Below are 19,887 nucleotides of genomic sequence, written 5' to 3' on the forward strand. Positions count from 1 at the left end.
TACATTCGTATTAGCATCTGCGCGATGCACGCACTAGCGTCAACGTCTGCGCCAGCACCTGGACCACAAGCTGCATCACATCAGCATCAACATATGTGTACTGAATTAGCCTTATCGTCTGCATCAGCACCAGCCTCACCTTCAACCTCAGCCCCAGCCGCAGGGAACAGTTGGATTTTGGGCACTTGTTCAGGGGCGGAAGGGGGCATAGCGAGTCCGTAGTTGGATAAACGACACTTAATATGCTGGCATCAGAGCCATAGAGGGAGTTCGCACGAACATAAATGTCATAAATCCAACTAAGTTCCGCAAATGCTCCAAATGTTCTAGATTAAGATACGTTTTTCCAACCATTATGCATTATGTAATCTCAGTCATGTAATCTCCATCATGTAATACCCATCATGCAGAGCAACCCCCAGTTACTTTCAATGCACCCATCACACATCCCCACACCTACCGCTTGCGCAAACCATTCAGGATCTACATGCCCCAACTGTATGGACAATTTGTCCGAAATCAACCTCACCAACAGAACTAATAATCCACCACAACTACACTCCAACAGAACTAATAATCCAGCAGACGCCCGCCGTCATGCCATTGGCCGTACATTTTGTTCACTCTGGTATTCTCTATGAATTTGTCTAATCTGCGTTCGAACAGCTCCGGCTGGCGGATGTAGCTCTGAATGGTGTCGATCCGCACCCGCTGATACAGCGCCGGGAAAGCCAGGAAATGGCGGTACACCTGCTCGTCCGCCTTCAATCTCTGCTCAATCACGGGATCAATTCGAAAAGCTTCTACATCCATATCCGGCAGGCACCGCCGTCCCTCGGCGCGCATCAGTCCCAGCTTCTCCAGGCGGCGGACGCGCTCCTTATTCAGCTCGGTCCATGAGCTGCGCTTGCTGCGCGGGGATAATCTCTGCGCCAGCTTCGAGTCAGCCCCCGCCTTCTTCACCCCGTCAATCCAGCCGAAGCACAGCGCTTCTTCCACGGCGTCCAGATACAGTATCGTCCCCGGGAGCGGCTTGAGACTGACTTCTATCCAGCAAGAACCCTCTGTGGTGCTGTTCGCCATTAGCCAATCTCTTAATTCTTCTCTTGAAGTAGCTTCAAGCCTATTTTCAATGCTCACTGTTACTCTTCAGTCCCTTCTTGCGTATGCCTTCTGCGCTCTTGCTGGTACAAATCCTGCATATTATACAACTTCTCCCTCATTAAACTAATCCTAATCTGAAAATATTGCACAAAAGGCAGCATTTCCTCTTCTCTAAGGGGTTGGGCGGCGATATTCCTGCATTTTGTGCAACAATCTTTAGAATTACCCTTTTATCGGTATATCAATGTTGCAATTTGTACAACAACCGGGCCTGTCGCTGCTGTCCCACCAGTCGCTGCAGTCCCACCAGTCGCTGCTGTCCCATCAGTGGTTGCTGTCCCAGCAGTCGCTGCTGTCCCACCAGTCGCTGCTGTCCCACCAACCGTTGCAGTCCTACCAGTCACTGCTGTCACACCAGCCGCTGCTGTCCCACCAGTCGCTGCAGTCCCACCAGTCGCTGCTGTCCCATCAGTGGTTGCTGTCCCAGCAGTCACTGCTGTCCCACCAGCCGTTGCTGTCCCACCAGTCGCTGCTATCCCACCAGTCGCTGCTGTCCCACCAGATGTTGCAGTCCCACCAGTCGCTGTTGTCCCACCAACCGCTGCTGTCCCACCTTGTCTCTCTGACCCCAACCGGCCGAATCGTCCCGTACAAATAAGCCGTGTCCCTATCCAATAGTCCCAATAGTCCTATTAGTCCTGTCATTCCTTAAATTCTGCACATTTGTTAACAGTATCGCAACAGATTCTTTACGCTGCGCATACATAACTTAGGAGGACAATTAATATCCGGCTTTTACAATTAGAGAGTATTAGCAGAATATACCTATTGCAAAATCAGGCTGGATATGAAGGGATGATACTTTTGAAGGGGAAGCCGCTGCACTTTTCGATGAAATGGAAGCTGATCTTGAGTTTCTCGGCGATTACACTTATTTTTCTGGGTGTGGCCCTGTACCAGGGACATAAAATCAAGCAGGTCGAGCAATCCATGGAACGGCAGAAGAGCGAAATGGAGAATAGAATTACGGTCTCAACCATCACCCAGCAGCTGCAGGAGCTGAACCGTGCGGAGACTTCCTTGGCGGAATCCAGTGACCTGGAGCAGGCCGAACCGTTGCGGGAAAAGCAGCAGCAGCTGTCTGCGGAGCTGGGCAAGGTGAATTTTGAACAGGGTACGCCTGCTTCTGCCAGTTATAAGCTGCTGTCTGCACAAGCAAAGGAATATGGCGCTCTAACGAAAGAACTGGTAACGACGATGTCGGACGAGACCCTTGATCCGCTGAGTGTGCTGGAGACCATAGATGGTATACATACAAAAGCGCTTGCGCTGAATCAGGACATGCTGAAGACCAACAGTGAGCTGTACACCGCTGCCGCTACCCATGCCGATCAGGCCCAGGGTGTCTCCTTCGCTCTGCTGGATGATACGGTATCCATCGTGATGTACGCTGCAATTGCAGTATCCTTGTTCATGCTGGTGCTCGCCTGGCTGCTGATCCGCTCGTTCCTGTCACCGGTGCGCAAGCTGCAGGCGGCGCTCAGACAGATCGCGGAGGGCGATCTGCGGCAGCAGATTAACTCTCCGTACAATGATGAGCTGGGACAGCTGAGCCATCATTTCGACCATATGGTCGGCAGGGTACAGGGGATGCTGCGGCAGACCTTGTCTGCGGCAGGCTCGCTTGCCGATTACGCGCAATCTTTCGAGCAGTCTTCGGCGGTTACAGCGCATACGAACCAGAATATTGTCAGAACCATACAGGAGATTTCGCTTGGGGCAGACCAGCAGGCCAGCCAGTCGGAGCAGAGCACACAGCTCCTGGAGGAGCTGGCCTGCGGGGTTCAGGAGATTACTGACTATACGGATGTCATGTTGACGACAAGTGAAGCCGCTAACCGGAATAGACAGCAGGGCTCGGATACCGTTACAGCGCTGCGCCAGAGCTCCCGGCATTCCCGGGCGTCCATCAGCAAGGTCTACGGGGCGCTGGACAAGCTGGTGAACCAGTCCAAGGATATCTCGCGCATTACCCATTCGATCACCGAAATCTCGAAGCAGACGAATATTCTCTCACTGAACGCCGCGATTGAAGCGGCCAGGGCCGGAGCAGCAGGCAAAGGCTTCGCCGTGATTGCCGATGAGGTGCGGCAGTTGTCTGTGCAGACGAATGACTCCTCGGTGCATATCAGCAGGATTATTCAGGAGCTGCAGGCCGGTATGGAGGATTTTCAGGGGCATATGATGGAGACCCGGGACAGCCTGGAGCAGCAGGACCATCAGGTGGAGCAGACCCTGGCTTCCTTCGCCGCTATCGACGAATCGATTACAGGCATCAGCACACAGATCGGGCAAATTCACAATAAGGTGGAACAGACCCGTACCCTCAATTCGCGGCTTGCCGAATCTGTACATTCGGTTGCGGCAGTAGCCGAGCAGACGGCGGCCGGAGTTCAGGAGGTTAACGCTTCCAGCACCCAGCAGGATCAGGCTATTGGGGACATTGCAAGGCAGGCCGGGGAGATTAATGAAATCTCGCAGCGGCTGTTCCGGGAGATCAATGTGTTCAAAATACCGGAGGCTGCTGAGGACGGAATTACACGGGAAGCAGCATCTGAGCATGAATCAGCAGCAGATTCCGGTTCAAATTCAAGTTCAGCATATGCAGATACAACGGTTCGCGGAAGGGTACAGGCATCGAAAGCGAAGGCGGAAGTGCCGGGGCAGTTGATGCTCGAAGAGAAGCTGGAAGCGGAGACAGCCGGGAGAATCCAGTCCAAGCCACAGCGGGAGATGCATGCGAACCTGACTGAACAGCCGGAAAAAAAGGCAGAAGCCGGAATTCACCGGCCCCTGCCTGCGGGAATACCGGTGCAGGATAAGCCTGCACCCGGCCTGAGTACGCTTGTGAACGAACCGGAGAAAGAGATCTCCAAAGAACTGGAGGAGGAGCTACTGGTCCTGGCGAAGTGAACGGGTCAGCGAAGAGACCAGCTCCGGGAACCACTCTGATAAGGACAGGAAGCTGAAGCCCGCGCTGCGGGCTTTTGCCGTATCCATGAACCAGGATGCACCGATGCCAAAAGGCGATTGGTCGCCTTCCGCCGCTTCACTCTGGACGATAGCGGTCCTTCCGGTGATCTGCTCGATGATGGAGATGACGCCGCCAATGGTGAGGGTGCCGTCCGAGCAGGCGTTCACCGGCCCCGTAACGGCTGAGCCTTCCCGGCCCAGCCAATGCAGGAAAGCAGCCGCTTCGTCCGAACGGATGAACGAGATCTCCGCCTGCGGATTAGGGATGCCAACCGGCCTTCCCGCCAGAACATGCTCGATGTGAAAATGCAGCCGGCGCGTATAATCATCCGTGCCCAGCACAATCGGAAAACGCACCGCAGCCACCGGGAAATCCGCTGTCTGAAGCAGAACCGCTTCGGCTTGCCTTTTGCCTTCCTGGTAACTGACTTCCGTCTTTCCGCCAGACTTCAGCGGATAATGCCAAGGATCGAAGTCCGTTTCAGCCAGCGCCTCCGGCTGCGGATCGTACACGGATAAGCTGGAAGTCAGGATATACCGCTTGGCCCGCCCCGCCCAGATCCGTACAGCTGCCGCCGCCTCATCCGGCGTGTAGCAAATGTTATCATAGATGATATCCCATACAGTATCCCCGACAGCCTGCTCAAGAGCCGCTTCATCCGTCCGGTCCACAGCCAGCCGGGTGACACGCTCGCCGAAGGTATCCTCAGTTAGACCCCGGGTGAGAATGGTGACCTCGCTGTCCTGGTTCTGGAGCAGCAGCTCCACCAGTCTTTTGCCGAAAAATCTCGTCCCTCCAAGCACAAGCACCTTCTTCATGGGATCATCCTCCTAAGGTATAGTCAGAGCAGAGCCACTGCTCCTTACATCCGTATTATGCAGCCATCCGAAGTCCGCCATATGCAGGCACTCCATGGGTATAGGCGTATCTGGTGTTGTCTGTAAACATGGAATACACGGACTGAACAGTAAATGTACTTACAGCAGCAGTTACCTCTCCAGCATTCTCCTGGCGCAGCAGCTCCAGCAATACTGGAATCTGCCCTTGCTCATAGGCCTCAGCCAGCGCCCGCAGATAACCCCGGTAATCGGCATCCTGCGGAAGCGCGGGACCTTCATGCTGGATCAGCTCCTCCCGGACCTTGCTCAAGGCTTGACGTGCACGGTGCAGCGCTGCTTTGACTGCTCCTTCCGTGGTTGCCAAGAGTCCGGCGGACTCGGCGGCTGAATACCCCAGCACATCGCGGAGGACCCAGGCGGTCCGCTGCGGCGGCGAGAGATGGGCGAGCAGCGCCTGAAAGGTCAGCTCCGTCCCGGTCAGCTCCTCTAGGACTGCCGCTGCAAAAGCTGGATCGGTTGACACTCCAGACCGTTCCATGGCCCGGATGAGCGATCCCCGGCGGCGGGAAGCGTCAATCCAGGTATTCTTGGCAATCCGCAGCAGCAGGGCTTCGGGATTGGGGCTGATGGTGAATTTGCGGTAGCCGAGCGCTTTGGCCCAGGTCTCCTGCGCCAGATCGTCGGCGTCGAAGCGGGAGCGTGTGAGCGACAGGCAGTAGCGCTGCAGCGTTGCTCCCAGCTCCTGAAGATGTCTTGTATCCATAGCTATCGTATCCGGTGTCCGGTGATGTTCAAGAATCGTCATAGTAGCCCTCTCCTTCAATGGGTTGCGTTGCTTCTATTATATAAACGAACGGCACAATGTAAAAGATACGCACCCCGCTATTTCCGCACCTCTTCCGCTTTCCGTATCTTTTCGCGCAGGCAACCCGTTTACAGGGTATCCACACTAAAACAGATCAGAGGAGGCATACCAGAATGAGTGTAATACCCTATGTGATAGAACAGACGGCCAGAGGAGAGCGTTCCTATGATATCTATTCCCGGCTGCTGAAGGACCGGATTGTATTCGTGGGTGCGGCAATTGATGACGGGCTGGCTAATAGCATTATTGCGCAGTTGCTGTTCCTCGCGGCCGATGAGCCGGAGAAGGATATTCAGATGTTCATCAACAGCCCGGGAGGTTCAACTACCGCAGGCTTCGGTATTTATGATACGATGCAGGTAATTAAACCTCAAGTCAACACGATCTGCACCGGTTTTGCTGCTTCGTTCGCCTCACTGCTGCTGCTTGCGGGAGCCACTGGCAAAAGATCAGCCCTGCCGAACAGCGAGATTATGATCCATCAGCCGCATGGCGGGGCGCAGGGGCAGGCCAGCGATATTGCGATCAGCGCCAGACGTATTCTTCAGATCCGTGAGAAGATTGTCGGGATCACCGCTGAGCGGACCGGCCAGCCGAAGGAGAAGGTGGAGAAGGATATGGACCGGGATTACTTCATGTCGGCTGAGGAGGCACTGGAATACGGAATTATTGACACTATCATCACCCATTTGTGAGACGAAGGAGAGGAAGAGCATGCTGGAAGCGCTGAAGGGACAGGAAGTTCATATTCATTTTTTGGATGGTACAAGTGTTAGAGGAGGCGTATTGGAAGAGCTGGATGAACGGTTCGTGAAATACAGTACGGAGTATCAGACCCTCTACATTCCCATTACCTCGATCCGGGCAGTAGAGCTGCAGACCAAGGAGCGCGAGCGTCCGCGCGTCGGCTTCGGGCAATAATCGGAAGCTGCATGTAAAAGCGAACAAAACCCCGTCATCTCTGCTCAGAACGAGCGGAGACGACGGGGTTTTTGCGCTGAAACGGTACCATCTTTTAAAGGATGGCACAGCCGTTTCGTTTCCACTTATGAAAATAAGTTCAAGCCGCCTTGTGGGCGCAAGCTGCGTTTATACGGATAACGAGAAGGCAGGCTCCAGGCGGTGTACTCCCTTCGGGGAGTAGCCCAGAGCGGAGCTTAACCCGCACAGATCGGCCAGCAGATAAACGATGCTCAGCCACATCTCCGTGCCCTGCAGGCCGGTCTCCTGCTGGCGCGACAGCTGGAAGGCAAAGCCGCGTCCGGGAACCCAGAAGGGCAGTACTTCGCCGAGCAGCTTCTCTGCCCAGGCGCGAATCTCCGCCTGCCGGTAATCACTCTGCTTCAGGCAGAGCCAGAGCGGGTGGACGACATCCAGCACGTTGCAGGCATTCAGCGCGTCCAGGCGGAAGAAGCGGCGGTCCCGGCTGTGAGCCAGCACGGTATCGATGCTCTGCTCCGGGTACGGCAGGGGCAGGCCGAACTGGGCATAGGTAGCGCGGGTAAGCCGGTAAAAGCCGTTCACCGGCTGCAGCCAGCCCTCCTCCGCAGTCGGCAGACCCCACAGCCCGGAGTCCCAGCGGCAGTGCGTCGCCAGCCAGCCGAACAGATCATCCGGGCGCTTGCCGGAGCCGAAGGACTTCAGATTGTGATACAGCCCGGTAGCATAGCAATCAATCCAGTCGCCGCCGCCCCAGGCATTGTCCGCCCAGGGCAGACTATCAAGCTGCAGATACAGTGTGGCGGTATCCATATTCTCGGCCACGGCAACGGGATAAGGCAGAGCAGAACCTAACACCTCAAGCGCGTAGCCTACTGCAAGAAGATGATAACGCGAGAGATGATCGGCCAACAGCTCCGGCTGATCCTCCGGCCCGGGCGGCGACCACGGGTCGGGCAATAATCCGGTCCGGCTATCCTGGAACTGCTCTAATGTAGCGATCAGCTCCTCCTTCGTCCAGCCAGGCGGCAGATTGCCGAACATCGCAGCGATCTCCACGGCATCGCAGTAGGCCCGTACAGTCCGCCCCGCTCCCGGCCGGTCCCGGAACAGCTTCTCTCCCTCTAACGTTTCGGAGTAGAACGCAAGCAGGGGAGCTAGCTGCTCTTGCACCTGCTTGCTGAAATTCGTGAGCTGCTCATACAGGCTTGAAGGAGCAGGCTCCGCTCCGCCACACGGCAGCACCCCGCTGCCCATTCCCGCTCCTTCAAGCTTAGCAGTATCTGCCTCATATTCAGCAGACGACAGTCTCTGCGCATCCGCTACATGCTCTGCATATTCGCCAGCCTGCTCTTTCATCTCCATTGCTGCATCCTCCTTATGATCTTCTGTCACTGTCTTCCCGGCCAGACGGCTGCGGATCAGCTTGGCCGGATTGCCGCCGACAATGCTGTAAGCCGGTACATCGCGGGTTACGATCGCCCCCGCCGCAACAATGCTGTGCGACCCGATCCGCACTCCGTCAAGAATCACGGCATTCGCCCCGATCCACACATCATCTCCAATGACAATGCCTTTGACTGTCAGAGGCTGGCGGAAGACCGGAACATCCGTCACGGCATAGCCGTGATTGAAGCCGTATAGACTTGCATGGGAAGCAATCCGTACACCATTGCCCATGGTAATATCGCCTGACAATATACTATAGCTGTTAATAGAGCAGTCGCTGCCTGTGACCAGCCGTGTGCTGCGGACAATCGCACCTCCGGCGATGTAGCTCCGGTCGCCGAGCGTTAGCTGATCCGGCAGCACAATGGCTTGCGGCGAGACGAAGCAGGCTTCTCCGAAGGTGCAGGGATAATCGGCAGCAAGCTGCTGCTGGTGCCGGTCCTGCTGAAGCCTTTCTTGTTCGGACAGGCCAATCCAAGGCATGTAATCCAGGGCTTGTGCCGTAGTGGATAAGGTTTCAGTCATCTGGTATCTCTCCTTCATCATTCCAGCCGTTAATGTCCTAAGTGTAGCAATGAATACAGGGGAGTGGCATGGTATAATGAACAGAATTGGCATGTCAAAAATGCTTCAGAAATGACAGGCCGAGAAACGGAGGAGCTATTCATGGAGGAGATTCCGCAGAATCTGGTGATAGATATCCACTGGATTCATGACAAGACCACCTTCCCGCACTGGAGGGATATCCGTCAGAATATACATGTCCACAGCCTATACTGGATTCAGGAGGGGGAGGGAGTGTTCTGTACAGATACAGAGGAGCATCCGGTGTCGCCGGATATGCTGTTCTATCTGCGGCCGGGACTGTCCATGGAGATGAGCAGTGGAGGCGGGATGCCTCTGCGGATCACCATGATCCTGCTCTCGCTGTATACAATGTCGCCTTCAGCGGACAATCAGGGGAGGGTAGAGCCGCTTCCTGTGCTGCCTTTACCTTTCCGCCTGAAGCCGGGGAGGGAGCCGGGCAGAGCGCTGGGTCAGCTCTTCCGCCAGATTGCCGGAGATTTTGTTCCGGGCAGTCCCGGAAGCCAGCTTAAGACTAAGGCGCTGCTCTATCAGCTTTTGTACGAATTATTTCAGGCTAAGGAGAGCGGCCTTCCTGACCGGGGGCAGGGATACGAATTATTCTTACGGATGAAAGAGGAGCTGGAGCGGCGCTACAGTGAACCCTTGCAGATCCATGAGCTGGCGGTGCGCTACGGCATATCCTCCTCGTATGTACGCAGTCTTTTTCAGCAATATCTGCACAAGAGTCCCAAAGGGTATTTAAGTGAGATCCGCTATGAGCATGCGAAGAAGCAGCTGCTGTATACCAGGCTAACCCTGAAGGAGATTGCGGCCGCCTGCGGATACAGCGATGAGTTTCATTTCAGCAAAGCCTTCAAGCAGCTCAGCGGACAACCGCCGTCTGCGATGAGGTCTGGTTAATCCGCAACGCCCAGGTATGACAGAGGTATGGGAAAGGCAGGGTTACGCATAATAAACGAATGGACCGGACCGGATCGGATCAGATTAGTCAACATTGGGCGACCTTTACACTTATCAGTTAACGGCAGCGAAAAACGGGTAAGTTATTATAATGTGCCTCATTTGCACTTTTGTCCGGCTGCCTTGCTTAAATTTAAAATAAAAAGTTGAACAACACCGCCGTTGTGATATAATTATCCGGTTGGCCTGATGGACTGAAATGTGGACGCGACCCTAAGCTGGTTCTCAATTTATTAAGGTTAAAAGCGAAGGAAAACGAAGGATTTCAGTGCAATGAAGTGAATAACAGAGTATTAATGTAGAAAACTGCAGATTTTACACGGAAGATCACAGTTTTTGTCGGATTTTATTGATTTATTGAGAAAGTTTCTGTATAATCAGCGTTGTTGATTTTTCATAGGATGTAGCCTGTTCCAGAGCAGCAAGGCTAATAACTAATAACTTAAGCATAATTAGGGGGTTATTAATTTGGGAAAAGCGTTAATTATTGGCGCTGGCGGTGTAGCGAGCGTTGTTGTTCATAAATGCTGCCAGAACCCGGATGTATTCGAAGAGATTTGCATTGCCAGCCGTACGGTATCGAAGTGCGATGCGCTCAAAGAGAAGCTGGACGGGGGCCTGACTAAGATTTCTACGGCCAAGCTGGATGCTGACAACACGGAAGAAGTCATTGAGCTGATCAAGAGCTTCCAGCCGGATGTCGTGATTAATGTGGCTCTTCCTTACCAGGATCTGACGATCATGGATGCCTGCCTGGCTACCGGAGTGCACTATGTAGATACAGCCAACTACGAACCGCAGGATACGGCGAAGTTTGAATATTCCTGGCAATGGGCTTACAAGGAAAGATTCGAGAAGGCCGGAATTACAGCGCTGCTCGGCAGCGGCTTCGACCCTGGCGTAACCGGTGTATTTACGGCCTATGCACAGAAGCATTATTTTGACGAGATTCATACGATTGATATTGTGGATGCGAACGCGGGCGACCACGGTTATCCGTTTGCCACCAACTTCAATCCTGAGATTAATATCCGCGAGATTACTGCGAACGGACGTTACTTCGAGAATGGCGAGTGGATTGAGACAGCGCCGCTGTCTGAGAAGAAAGTATACGATCTCCCGGAGATCGGTCCGAAGGATATCTATCTTTTGTACCATGAAGAATTAGAATCACTAGCTGTTAACATTCCTGGCGTCAAAAAAATCCGCTTCTGGATGACCTTCTCGCAGAACTATCTGACCCACCTGAAGGTGCTTGAGAATGTCGGCATGACTTCTATTGAGCCTATTAATTATGAAGGTAAAGAGATTATTCCTTTGCAGTTCCTGAAGGCCATTCTGCCTGACCCGGCTTCCCTGGGACCAAGAACCAAAGGTAAAACCAATATCGGCTGTATCATTCAAGGAACCAAAGACGGTCAGCCTAAGACCTATTATGTCTACAATGTCTGCGATCACGAAGAGTGCTATAGAGAGGTTGGCTCACAGGCCATTTCCTACACTACCGGCGTTCCTGCAATGATCGGGGCGATGATGATTATCAAAGGTATCTGGAACAAACCGGGCGTACACAATATCGAAGAGTTCGATCCAGATCCGTTCATGGATGCACTTAACAAACACGGCCTGCCTTGGCAAGAAGATTTCTCGCCGACGCTGCTGGATTAAGGCGCATGGCCATGAAGAACAAGGACATCGATATCGATATCAGCAATCTGCCGTCCCCTGCTTATCTGGTGGATGAACGGCTGCTGACGAAGAACCTGGAGACCCTGAATTATGTGCAGGAGAAGAGCGGAGCGAAGATTCTTCTTGCGCAAAAAGGCTTCTCCATGCACGCTATGTACCCGTTGGTCGGCAAATACCTGCATGGCGTAACCTCCAGCTCCCTGTTTGAGGCCCGGCTGGGCTTTGAGGAGATGGGCAAAGAGGTCCATGTCTATGCACCCGCTTATGTAGACCGCGAGTTCGATGAGCTGCTTCGTTACAGCGATCATATGGTATTCAACTCGTTCGACCAGTGGAGCCGGTTCAAGCAGCGCGTGCAGAACGCGCCGAAGCAGATTAGCTGCGGCATTCGCGTCAATCCGGAGTATTCCGAGATTGAAGTGCCGCTGTACGATCCTTGCTACAACTTCTCGCGTATGGGCGTAACCCTGCCGAACTTCCGGCCGGACGAGCTGGATGGCATTGACGGACTGCATTTCCACACCATGTGCGAACAGAACTCGGATACGCTGGAGCGTACGCTTAAGGTTGTAGAAGAGAAGTTCGGCCAGTACCTGCACGGTATGAAATGGCTGAACTTCGGCGGCGGGCATCACATAACCCGTCCTGACTATGATCTCGACACCTTGATCAAGTGCATTCTGCATATGAAAGAGACGTACAACGTGGAGATCTATCTGGAGCCGGGAGAGGCCGTTGCCTTGAACACTGGTTATCTGGTTGCAACGGTACTCGACACCATGCATAACGGCATGGATATCGCTATTCTCGATACTTCGGCTGAATGCCATATGCCGGATGTGCTGGCGATGCCTTACCGCCCGGCCATCATCGGTGCCGGAGAACCGGGTGAATTCGCTCACACCTACCGGCTTGGAGGCATGACCTGCCTGGCAGGCGATATCATCGGCGATTACTCATTCCCGGAGCCGCTGAAATACGGTGACAAGCTGATTTTCACCGACATGGCGCATTATTCTATGGTGAAGAACCACATGTTCAACGGCGTGAACCTCCCGGCCATTGCTTCTTATAATGAAGAAGAAGGCCTCAAGGTGATCCGCGAGTTCGAATACAGTGACTTTAGCGGCCGGTTGTCTTAATCGGGTAGATGATAATAATAGAAGCGCCCCTTCAGCTTTGGCTGAGGGGGCGCTTTTTGGGTGGGGGATGGAAGGGGCGGCTTGCTAGCGGACAGTCTGCGATATTGCCAATTGTCGCTCCGCTCCCCGCCGCTGGAAAAGCTGCAAAAAATGAAACATTACTGCCCCCGATCCGTCCATCTGCCTGAAATCCTGCACAAAATGCAACAATAGGCTGGTCTGACCCGACAAACCGCGGGAAATCCTGCAAAAAGTACAACAATTCGCATCTTTGCTCCTTACTCAGCCAGAAATCCTGCATAATGTGCAACATTTGGATGCTATCTCGACCCCTGGTTTCCCTCTATCCCCCTTACTTCATACTAATCGCAATTCTGCTCTCCTGCGGCAGCCAGTCGACCTTGGCGCCAAGCTGTTCGCTGATGAAGCGCAGCGGCAGGTAGACGGTGCCATTAACTACAAACGGCGGCGTTGCCAGAGTGACACTTTTACCATTTACAGTGGTAGCTCCGTTCACGGTCTTGATGACGATGGTTAGCGGCGTTTTGTCGGCAGTGGTACCGGTGATCGTTACCACTTTGTCCATGGAATAACCGATAGTAGCTCCCATCTTGGTGAACAGTGAACGCAGCGGAATGAAATTCTGTCCGTTACGGGTAATGACACCATTGGTGAAGGCGATGGATTCACCATTCAGGCTAACGGAGATCGGCTTCTGCATCGGGACAGGCTCTTTGTAGCTGAATTCATAAGTACCGTACCCGAGCTCAGCATTCTTGTTCACGCCCCACCCCCAGAGAGTGCCGTCGTTCTTCTGCATAATGACGTGTCTTCCGCCGCCTTTTATTGACTGGATACCGGAAGCGAGCAGGGTAAACTTTGCATTCGGCGACATCAGTTCTGCGGCAATCGAAGCTGCATAGACTTTTCCGTCTGCCGTCAGTGCGACAATAGATTGCTCAACAATGTAGGCATCGGTCACCTTGCTGATTCCTGAGAAGACAACCGGAACGGGTTCATCCTGATAGGTGGTTCCATCCGAATATCCGGTGACTGTGGAGCCCCAGAACCAGAGACGGGATTGCTTGTCAATCGCGAGCCGGCTGCGTCCATTGTTGTAGAGGGTTCGAATATCTTTTAAGCCGGAAAAAGGAGTTGCAGTTATCTTCGCCGGGTCACTATTGGTTTCCGGTAAATAACTATCCTGGTCCGGCCAGGTCCAGACGCTGCCATCCTTGCTGAGCGCATAATTCTGTTCGAGCTGGACAATATCCTTCAAATTGGGAACTGGTGTAAAAGTGGCAAGTTCGTCGATGCTGGTCCAGACCGTCCCGTCTGTCTTCAGGAACAGATAACGCTGCCAGTCGCTATACTTATTGTTAAGCTTGTTGCTCTCGGAATATTGGGAGATGGATGCAACGTGATCCAAGCCAGGAACAGGTGCAAACGGAGGAGTCGTATTATCGTCGGTTGACGTAACTGAAGTATATACCGCACCCTCTCCAGTGACTGCCAAATGACGCGGGTATACTCTTTGAAAACTGGTTATATTCTTCAATTCGGGCACAGGTGTAACTTCAATGGCCATGGTTCGGGCATTACTCTCCCACTTCCAGACCGAGCCATCCTTGGTGGTTACCATTGCACTGTAATATAGCGGGAAAGAAGCCTGTACATCTCGTAGTCCATGTACCTGCGTAGGTACGGACTTCGTCTCCCCCCAGACCCACAGGGTCCCGTCATCCTTAATCAGATAGTCAGGTCCGTAGGAAGAGATACCTGAGCCACCGCCACTCGCTGCTGCTGTTGCAGCCTCGGGAGTCCCAATAGTCAGACAAGCCGTCAAACCCATCACCATGCTCACAAGCAAATTTCTTTTTTTCATCACGATATCCTCTACTCTCTTTAGAAAATTACTGAATTAGGTAAATAAAAGAATATATTACCTTGAATATAGACGCTGCTTGGCCCTGAAAAGTTTCTTTGAAAATTAACCGTTGCTGGCAGCGCTCCTGTGGTACAATAATTTAGTCTGTTTTTTTGGAATTGTCCGTACTTGAGGAGGAAATTAGCGTTAATGAAACATGCACCTTTTATAGCCGTGGAAGGCCCGATTGGAGCCGGTAAAACCACCCTCGCCACGATGCTCGCCACCGAACTGCAGCTTCCGGTCATTAAAGAAATTGTCGACGAGAACCCGTTTCTGGACAAGTTCTATCAGAATATGGACGACTGGAGCTTCCAGCTTGAGATGTTCTTTCTCTGCAACCGGTTCAAGCAGCTTGAAGACACGACTGTGCAGTACATAGATCAAGGGAAGCCGGTCATTTCGGATTATCATATCTATAAGAATCTGATCTTCGGGGAACGGACGCTGAAGGGATCGAAACGGGACAAATACCGGGAGATCTATCATATTCTGACCGATGATTTCCCCAAACCGAACATCATTTTGTATATCCGGGCGAACCTGGATACGCTGCTGGCCCGGATTGCCAAGCGCGCGCGTACCTTTGAAGAGATCATTGCCCCTGCCTACCTCCAGCAGTTAATTGAGGATTATGACGATGCGATGGCCTCCCTGGCCCGCCGCGAACCGTCCACCATTATCGTTACCATCGACGGAAATCAGGTGGATTTCGTAGAAAATCCCGAAGATTTCAACACCATCGCAAAGCAAGTAAAGGAGCTTATGAAATGAACAGTTACAACATCCCGGACAATGCAATTATCACGGTAGCCGGTACCGTAGGCGTCGGCAAGTCGACGCTGACCGCAGCACTCGCGCAGCGCCTGAACTTCCAGACTTCGCTGGAGCAGGTTGACCATAACCCGTACCTGGAGAAGTTCTACCATGACTTCGAGCGGTGGAGCTTCCACCTGCAGATCTATTTCCTCGCGGAACGCTTCAAGGAGCAGAAGAAGATGTTCGAGCTGGGCGGCGGGTTCGTGCAGGACCGTTCGATTTATGAAGACACCGGGATTTTCGCAAAAATGCACGCCGACCAAGGCACCATGTCCCCGACAGATTACGCAACCTACACCAGCCTCTACGAGGCTATGGTGATGACGCCATACTTCCCGCATCCCGATGTGCTGATCTATATTGAAGGCAGCCTGCCTTCGATCCTGACCCGCATTAATGAGCGCGGACGCGAGATGGAGATCCAGACTGACGTCTCCTACTGGGAGCATATGCACGGCCGCTATTCCCAGTGGATCAACGAATTCAGCGCCTGCCCGGTGCTGCGGCTGAATATTGACGAGTACGATGTGAAGGACCCGGCTTCGGTGTCTGCGATCCTGGAGCAGGTAGGACGGACGATCGGGCAGCGGGCGGCACAAGCATAAAGTGTTTATTTACAAAAAAAGAGCGTTTCACAGCCGATAGAGACTGTGGAACGCTCTTTTTCGTTAGGACGAACGTTTAGTTCGATTGATCTACATCATAATAAGCGGTTCGCCGGAAAATTTTGCTGTCTATAGGTCTGTATAATATTTCGCATTTGCACCTTAATTTGGGTAATAGGGCCTGTTTCAAATCACCTGCCATTGGATTAATTAAAAACAGAAGGAAATATTACCAATTGAATAAAGCTAAATCAAATCAAGTTAATACATAATTAACACGGTCAGAATGACTGGAACAGTAAGAAAAGGAGCGAAGGGCACGGAGCCGGGAATATCCTGCCGGTAGGTCCGCTTCAAGAGCAGAACCGCAGCACATAACAGACAAGCCGCACCGAACAGGGCCAGATTGAGGAGTCCTCCCAGCCATACCCCTACAGCCGAGATTAGCTTAATGTCTCCTGCTCCAATCGAACGGGAGTACCTGCGCAAGAGAAGAAGGGGGGCGGCGGGAAGAAGCAAACCGTTAAGCGAGTTCAGCAGAGACCCGTACAGGATCATATGAAGAATGCCCATTCCCAGAATTAAGGCTGTCAGCATATTGGGAATCTTGCGCCGGCGGATATCACTTAAGCTACATAAGATCAGTATTAGCATAAGGCTGGATAACAATAGGAGTTTCATATAGGACACCGCCTCGGATTCTGTGTGCTGTGCTGGGTTTTGTGCTCTGCACTATTAGTCGTTTTATGGAAAATTTTCTCATGATGTGCCGTATTGTGTCAAGGCTGAAGGCCGGGGTTCTATACCAGGCAAATTCACAATGAAAGAGGATTGAAGATGAGGGTACTTCTACTCGCAGGTATAGCTCACGGGTACATCACTGCCCATATCGCAGATCCGTGGACCACGATGAATGACGGGAGCCTGCGGGTCCGGGATACAGCCGGATTATTGCAGAATTCCACCCTTCCCGGACCGGAAGCTGTTGTGATTACAGACGAAGGATTGCCGGACGGACTGGCTGCTGACAAGGAGTCTGTTCATACTTTGTTAGAGCATCTATCCCAGACACGGGAAGACACTCCGGTAATTATATTAACGAGAGACCCGGGTCAGAGAGAAGCCTGGTCATCGCTTGTAAGACAATATCTGGGGCTCAGTGTTCTTGAATATCATACGCCCAGGCTGCCAATCGCATTGGTGAAGCAGGCTTTGGCACAGCTTGCAGATCGTCAGAGGAATAATGGGCTAGGATCAGGCAGCCTAGAAATGCGCTTCACGCCAGCCCGGGAGAGTGAACCGGGTGAGCTGAAGGCCAAGAAGCGTTCTTTCCTGGACAGGTTCCGTTCCAAAGGCAAGGATACAGAAACCTTCCAGTCCACTGATTCGCTCTCCCGGGAGCTGGCGAACATCAGCCGGGGGATGAGCCGGGTCGTGGCGGTGACCGGACACCGGGGCAGCGGGCTGACGAGCACCGCGGTCAATCTGGCGGCAGAAGCTGCAAAACGCGGACTGAACACTATTCTTGTGGATATGGATACTGAATACAGAGGGATTAACTTGTATTTCAGCGGATTTGATGAACAGGCGCACAAGGATGAGCATCTGGGGAGTTCCTTGATCCGGATGCTGGCGAAGCCGCAGGATTACAGGACCAATGCTTTTCCTGTCCAAGGGAATCTGTGGATGACTACACTCAGCTACGGATTCCAGGACAAGCGGGCGATTCAGCAATTCTACACCAGCGAGAAGCTGGCCGGATTGTTATCGGCTCTGCGGAATAACTTCAACCTTGTCGTACTCGATCTTCCCCTGGATGCCATGCGGCAGATGGAGAGTGCGCTGATTCATATGGATACCTTCGGACTGTGTGTTCCTAACAACCTGTATTCGGTGCTAAGCACCCTGCGGAATATTGAATTAGTGCTTGACCGGGATTCTGCCGCCTATCTCAATGCCAAGACCAAAGTGATTGTCACCCGCTATAATCACAGCTTCCGTTATCACGGTGACCTGTTTACCCCGGAGAAGGTCGGTGAGCTGCTCGGCTCGGGCCTCAGTGACAGCTTCCGGTACGAACCGGCACTGGCCGGCTACGTGCCTGCCAGTGCCGAATTTGACCAGCAGATCGAAAGTGATATCCCGATTGTGAACAGCGGACCGGAGTTCGAGCGGGCGTTCGGCACCATACTTCTTAGATTGATGGAGGGTTCGGGGTAGATGGATATCAGAGGTGTAAAAAATGTGGCTCCCAACCGGAACCTGTTGAAACGAATAGTTGCAGTACTGTTCAGTCTGATCGTCATTGTCGTCTCATACATAGTCATCACCAACGCCAGCCAGGATGCCCGTGATACGGTAGAGGTGCTGCGGCTCACAGAAAAGGGAGGGCTGCCCGCCTTTACGGTGCTGACAGAGAAGCAAGTGGAGACCTATAACATTATCCGCACAGAGTATACATCCGATATGGTGCTGGCGGACAAGCTCCCTGAAGTACTGGGCAAGTTCACGAAATATTATATTCGGGATAATAGTGTGCTGTATGAGGATCAGCTGCTGGATGAGAAGCCGGTCAAGAATGAATGGCTGTATAAGCTGGGTGAGAAGCAGGAAGTCCTCACCCTGCCCTACAACTTCCTTGAGGCTGGCGGAGACATTCTGATGCCGGGAGACCGTGTCCGTATCCGGGTGTCCTACAATGTGGAAGAAGCTGCAGCTTCTGGAGCAGGAGGCAATCCTAATGCCGTATTCAACTCCTCACAGTCCTCCGTTACGAAGACCGAGATTCTGTTCGACAGTATTGTCATCAAGGATATGCTCAACGCGAACAGCCATTCGATCTATGAGGTATACAAGGAAGTGCTGAAGCTGAGCGAGGACAAGCGGCAGGAGGTTATGCGCAGCGACGATTTCCTGAAGAGCATTCAGCCCAAGGCTCTGCTGCTGGAAGGCTCAGGTGAGGAGATTAACAAGTATGCCAAATACAAAAGCCTGGACAGCAAAAGCTTTCTGATTACGATGCTCAGCAGAAGCGGCAGCACGGTAATTATGGATGAGCTGCCTACACTGCAAAATGAGGTGGAATCATGGATCGAAAAGAAGTAAAAAAACTGGAGAGCATCTTCCGCAAGATATCCTCCAAGGAGCTGGTCGGAGCCGAGTTTCGGGACAGCCCGCTGATCTATAGTGTTATTGGTTTCTTGCCGGCCTGTGAAGGGACAGATCAGGCCATGCTGATCGGCAATTTAGGCTATCTGCTGGCGCAGCAAGGCTTTAACACCTGCATCGTGGATTTTAAAGTGTTCAATCCGAACCTCTACTATCTGTTTGGTGTAGACCCTCCCGCCAGAGGAAAAGGGCTGATCCGGGTGCTCAAAAGCGATAAAGCGGATATGCGTGAAGATATTGCTTCTACTTCAGAGGAGAACCTGTATCTGCTCTCCCCCAGTCCCTATGATCTGCTGGAGGAATACTTCGAATTTGGTTTCGCGCACATTGAACAGGTATTAGCCACACTTAAGGGAATGTTCGATATTATCCTGCTGGACATTCCATATAATCCTCCACTCGAATTCTGCACGGGGGCGATGAAGCACTGCCATATCGGATATTTTACAGCAGCCGAGCGGATCGAGGCTCCGGGCAATATGACCAAGCTGCTGGACTTTGCCGCTTCCATTGGCATCAGCACAGCCAAGTTCACCAGTGTGATTATGATGAACCTGCATGAGATCGGGCTGGATTATAAGGTGTTCAAGCAGATGGGCTTTCAGATCGCAGCAGCGCTGCCCTTCGTGAAGGCCGCAGCGGCGTACACCCAGGACGGCAAGCTATATGTTAAAGATCATCCGCTGCAAAATAAGGCATTCATGAAGGAAATGAACCGTTTGCGGGATTCCATTATTAATCAGTGAAGGAGGCCTGAGC

General features: G+C 52.7%; 18 protein-coding genes. 11 read left to right on the top strand and 7 right to left on the bottom strand.

The genetic code is table 11. From position 1 onward, the window contains the following. Nucleotides 1–570: 570 nt before the first annotated feature. Together NSS83_RS30930 and NSS83_RS30935 are read right to left on the bottom strand one after the other, a co-directional pair. A complete protein-coding gene (locus tag NSS83_RS30930) occupies nucleotides 571–1,140 on the bottom strand; it encodes a YdeI/OmpD-associated family protein (protein WP_341188033.1) in 570 nt (189 codons plus the stop codon). A gap of 432 nt (nucleotides 1,141–1,572) precedes the next feature. Further along, complete coding sequence (locus NSS83_RS30935; protein ID WP_341347200.1) at nucleotides 1,573–1,809, bottom strand: hypothetical protein; 237 nt, start codon at nucleotides 1,807–1,809, stop codon at nucleotides 1,573–1,575. A gap of 150 nt (nucleotides 1,810–1,959) precedes the next feature. On the opposite strand from NSS83_RS30935, the gene NSS83_RS30940 reads away from it, so the two are divergent. Then, nucleotides 1,960–4,077, top strand: coding sequence for a methyl-accepting chemotaxis protein (locus NSS83_RS30940; protein WP_341347201.1), 2,118 nt, complete (start codon nucleotides 1,960–1,962; stop codon nucleotides 4,075–4,077). Here the strand turns inward: NSS83_RS30940 and NSS83_RS30945 are convergent. Both NSS83_RS30945 and NSS83_RS30950 read right to left on the bottom strand, forming a co-directional pair. Further along, complete coding sequence (locus tag NSS83_RS30945) at nucleotides 4,057–4,956, bottom strand: NAD-dependent epimerase/dehydratase family protein (RefSeq protein WP_341347202.1); 900 nt, start codon at nucleotides 4,954–4,956, stop codon at nucleotides 4,057–4,059. The genes NSS83_RS30940 and NSS83_RS30945 overlap by 21 nt on opposite strands. A gap of 55 nt (nucleotides 4,957–5,011) precedes the next feature. After that, nucleotides 5,012–5,782 carry an RNA polymerase sigma factor gene (locus tag NSS83_RS30950; RefSeq protein WP_341188037.1) on the bottom strand — a complete coding sequence of 257 codons (771 nt, stop codon included), beginning with the start codon at nucleotides 5,780–5,782 and terminating at the stop codon, nucleotides 5,012–5,014. Nucleotides 5,783–5,919: 137 nt separating this feature from the next. Here NSS83_RS30950 and NSS83_RS30955 point away from each other — a divergent pair, with 137 nt between their 5' ends. Both NSS83_RS30955 and NSS83_RS30960 read left to right on the top strand, forming a co-directional pair. Further along, nucleotides 5,920–6,537, top strand: a complete 618-nt coding sequence (locus NSS83_RS30955; protein ID WP_341188135.1) for an ATP-dependent Clp protease proteolytic subunit — start codon at nucleotides 5,920–5,922, stop codon at nucleotides 6,535–6,537. A gap of 19 nt (nucleotides 6,538–6,556) precedes the next feature. After that, nucleotides 6,557–6,763: a hypothetical protein gene (locus NSS83_RS30960; RefSeq protein WP_036702456.1), complete on the top strand. Its 207-nt coding sequence runs from the start codon at nucleotides 6,557–6,559 to the stop codon at nucleotides 6,761–6,763. A gap of 168 nt (nucleotides 6,764–6,931) precedes the next feature. On the opposite strand, the gene NSS83_RS30965 is transcribed toward NSS83_RS30960, so the two are convergent. After that, nucleotides 6,932–8,755, bottom strand: coding sequence for an acyltransferase (locus NSS83_RS30965; RefSeq protein WP_341347203.1), 1,824 nt, complete (start codon nucleotides 8,753–8,755; stop codon nucleotides 6,932–6,934). 141 nt (nucleotides 8,756–8,896) lie between these two features. On the opposite strand from NSS83_RS30965, the gene NSS83_RS30970 reads away from it, so the two are divergent. The 3 genes from NSS83_RS30970 (at nucleotide 8,897) to nspC (ending at nucleotide 12,609) form a co-directional block, all read left to right on the top strand. Then, the gene (locus tag NSS83_RS30970) at nucleotides 8,897–9,718 is read left to right on the top strand and encodes an AraC family transcriptional regulator (protein WP_341347204.1); all 822 of its coding nucleotides are present in this window, start codon (nucleotides 8,897–8,899) and stop codon (nucleotides 9,716–9,718) included. Between the two features lie 528 nt (nucleotides 9,719–10,246). Continuing rightward, nucleotides 10,247–11,446, top strand: coding sequence for a saccharopine dehydrogenase family protein (locus NSS83_RS30975; RefSeq protein ID WP_036702452.1), 1,200 nt, complete (start codon nucleotides 10,247–10,249; stop codon nucleotides 11,444–11,446). Nucleotides 11,447–11,472: 26 nt separating this feature from the next. Further along, complete coding sequence (nspC, locus tag NSS83_RS30980; protein ID WP_341348789.1) at nucleotides 11,473–12,609, top strand: carboxynorspermidine decarboxylase; 1,137 nt, start codon at nucleotides 11,473–11,475, stop codon at nucleotides 12,607–12,609. Nucleotides 12,610–12,961: 352 nt separating this feature from the next. Here nspC and NSS83_RS30985 read toward each other — a convergent pair whose 3' ends face one another. Further along, a complete protein-coding gene (locus tag NSS83_RS30985; RefSeq protein ID WP_341347205.1) occupies nucleotides 12,962–14,494 on the bottom strand; it encodes a stalk domain-containing protein in 1,533 nt (510 codons plus the stop codon). Between the two features lie 192 nt (nucleotides 14,495–14,686). Here NSS83_RS30985 and NSS83_RS30990 point away from each other — a divergent pair, with 192 nt between their 5' ends. After that, nucleotides 14,687–15,310 carry a deoxynucleoside kinase gene (locus tag NSS83_RS30990; RefSeq protein ID WP_341347206.1) on the top strand — a complete coding sequence of 208 codons (624 nt, stop codon included), beginning with the start codon at nucleotides 14,687–14,689 and terminating at the stop codon, nucleotides 15,308–15,310. Beyond that, nucleotides 15,307–15,960, top strand: coding sequence for a deoxynucleoside kinase (locus NSS83_RS30995; RefSeq protein WP_340754917.1), 654 nt, complete (start codon nucleotides 15,307–15,309; stop codon nucleotides 15,958–15,960). Before NSS83_RS30990 ends, NSS83_RS30995 begins: the two co-directional genes overlap by 4 nt. Nucleotides 15,961–16,221: 261 nt before the next feature. Here the strand turns inward: NSS83_RS30995 and NSS83_RS31000 are convergent, their stop codons facing one another. After that, nucleotides 16,222–16,641: a prepilin peptidase gene (locus NSS83_RS31000; RefSeq protein WP_341188042.1), complete on the bottom strand. Its 420-nt coding sequence runs from the start codon at nucleotides 16,639–16,641 to the stop codon at nucleotides 16,222–16,224. Between the two features lie 156 nt (nucleotides 16,642–16,797). On the opposite strand from NSS83_RS31000, the gene NSS83_RS31005 reads away from it, so the two are divergent. From NSS83_RS31005 to NSS83_RS31015, 3 genes are read left to right on the top strand one after another with little or no spacing between them, the layout of a single operon-like run. After that, the gene (locus tag NSS83_RS31005) at nucleotides 16,798–18,180 is read left to right on the top strand and encodes a hypothetical protein (RefSeq protein ID WP_341188043.1); all 1,383 of its coding nucleotides are present in this window, start codon (nucleotides 16,798–16,800) and stop codon (nucleotides 18,178–18,180) included. After that, nucleotides 18,181–19,065, top strand: coding sequence for a hypothetical protein (locus tag NSS83_RS31010; RefSeq protein ID WP_341188044.1), 885 nt, complete (start codon nucleotides 18,181–18,183; stop codon nucleotides 19,063–19,065). Further along, the gene (locus NSS83_RS31015; RefSeq protein ID WP_341188045.1) at nucleotides 19,047–19,874 is read left to right on the top strand and encodes a hypothetical protein; all 828 of its coding nucleotides are present in this window, start codon (nucleotides 19,047–19,049) and stop codon (nucleotides 19,872–19,874) included. The genes NSS83_RS31010 and NSS83_RS31015 overlap by 19 nt, the downstream gene beginning before the upstream one ends. Nucleotides 19,875–19,887: the final 13 nt, after the last annotated feature.

This window comes from Paenibacillus sp. FSL H3-0469 (assembly GCF_038051945.1).
In the GTDB taxonomy this organism is placed as follows: Bacteria; Bacillota; Bacilli; order Paenibacillales; family Paenibacillaceae; genus Paenibacillus_AQ.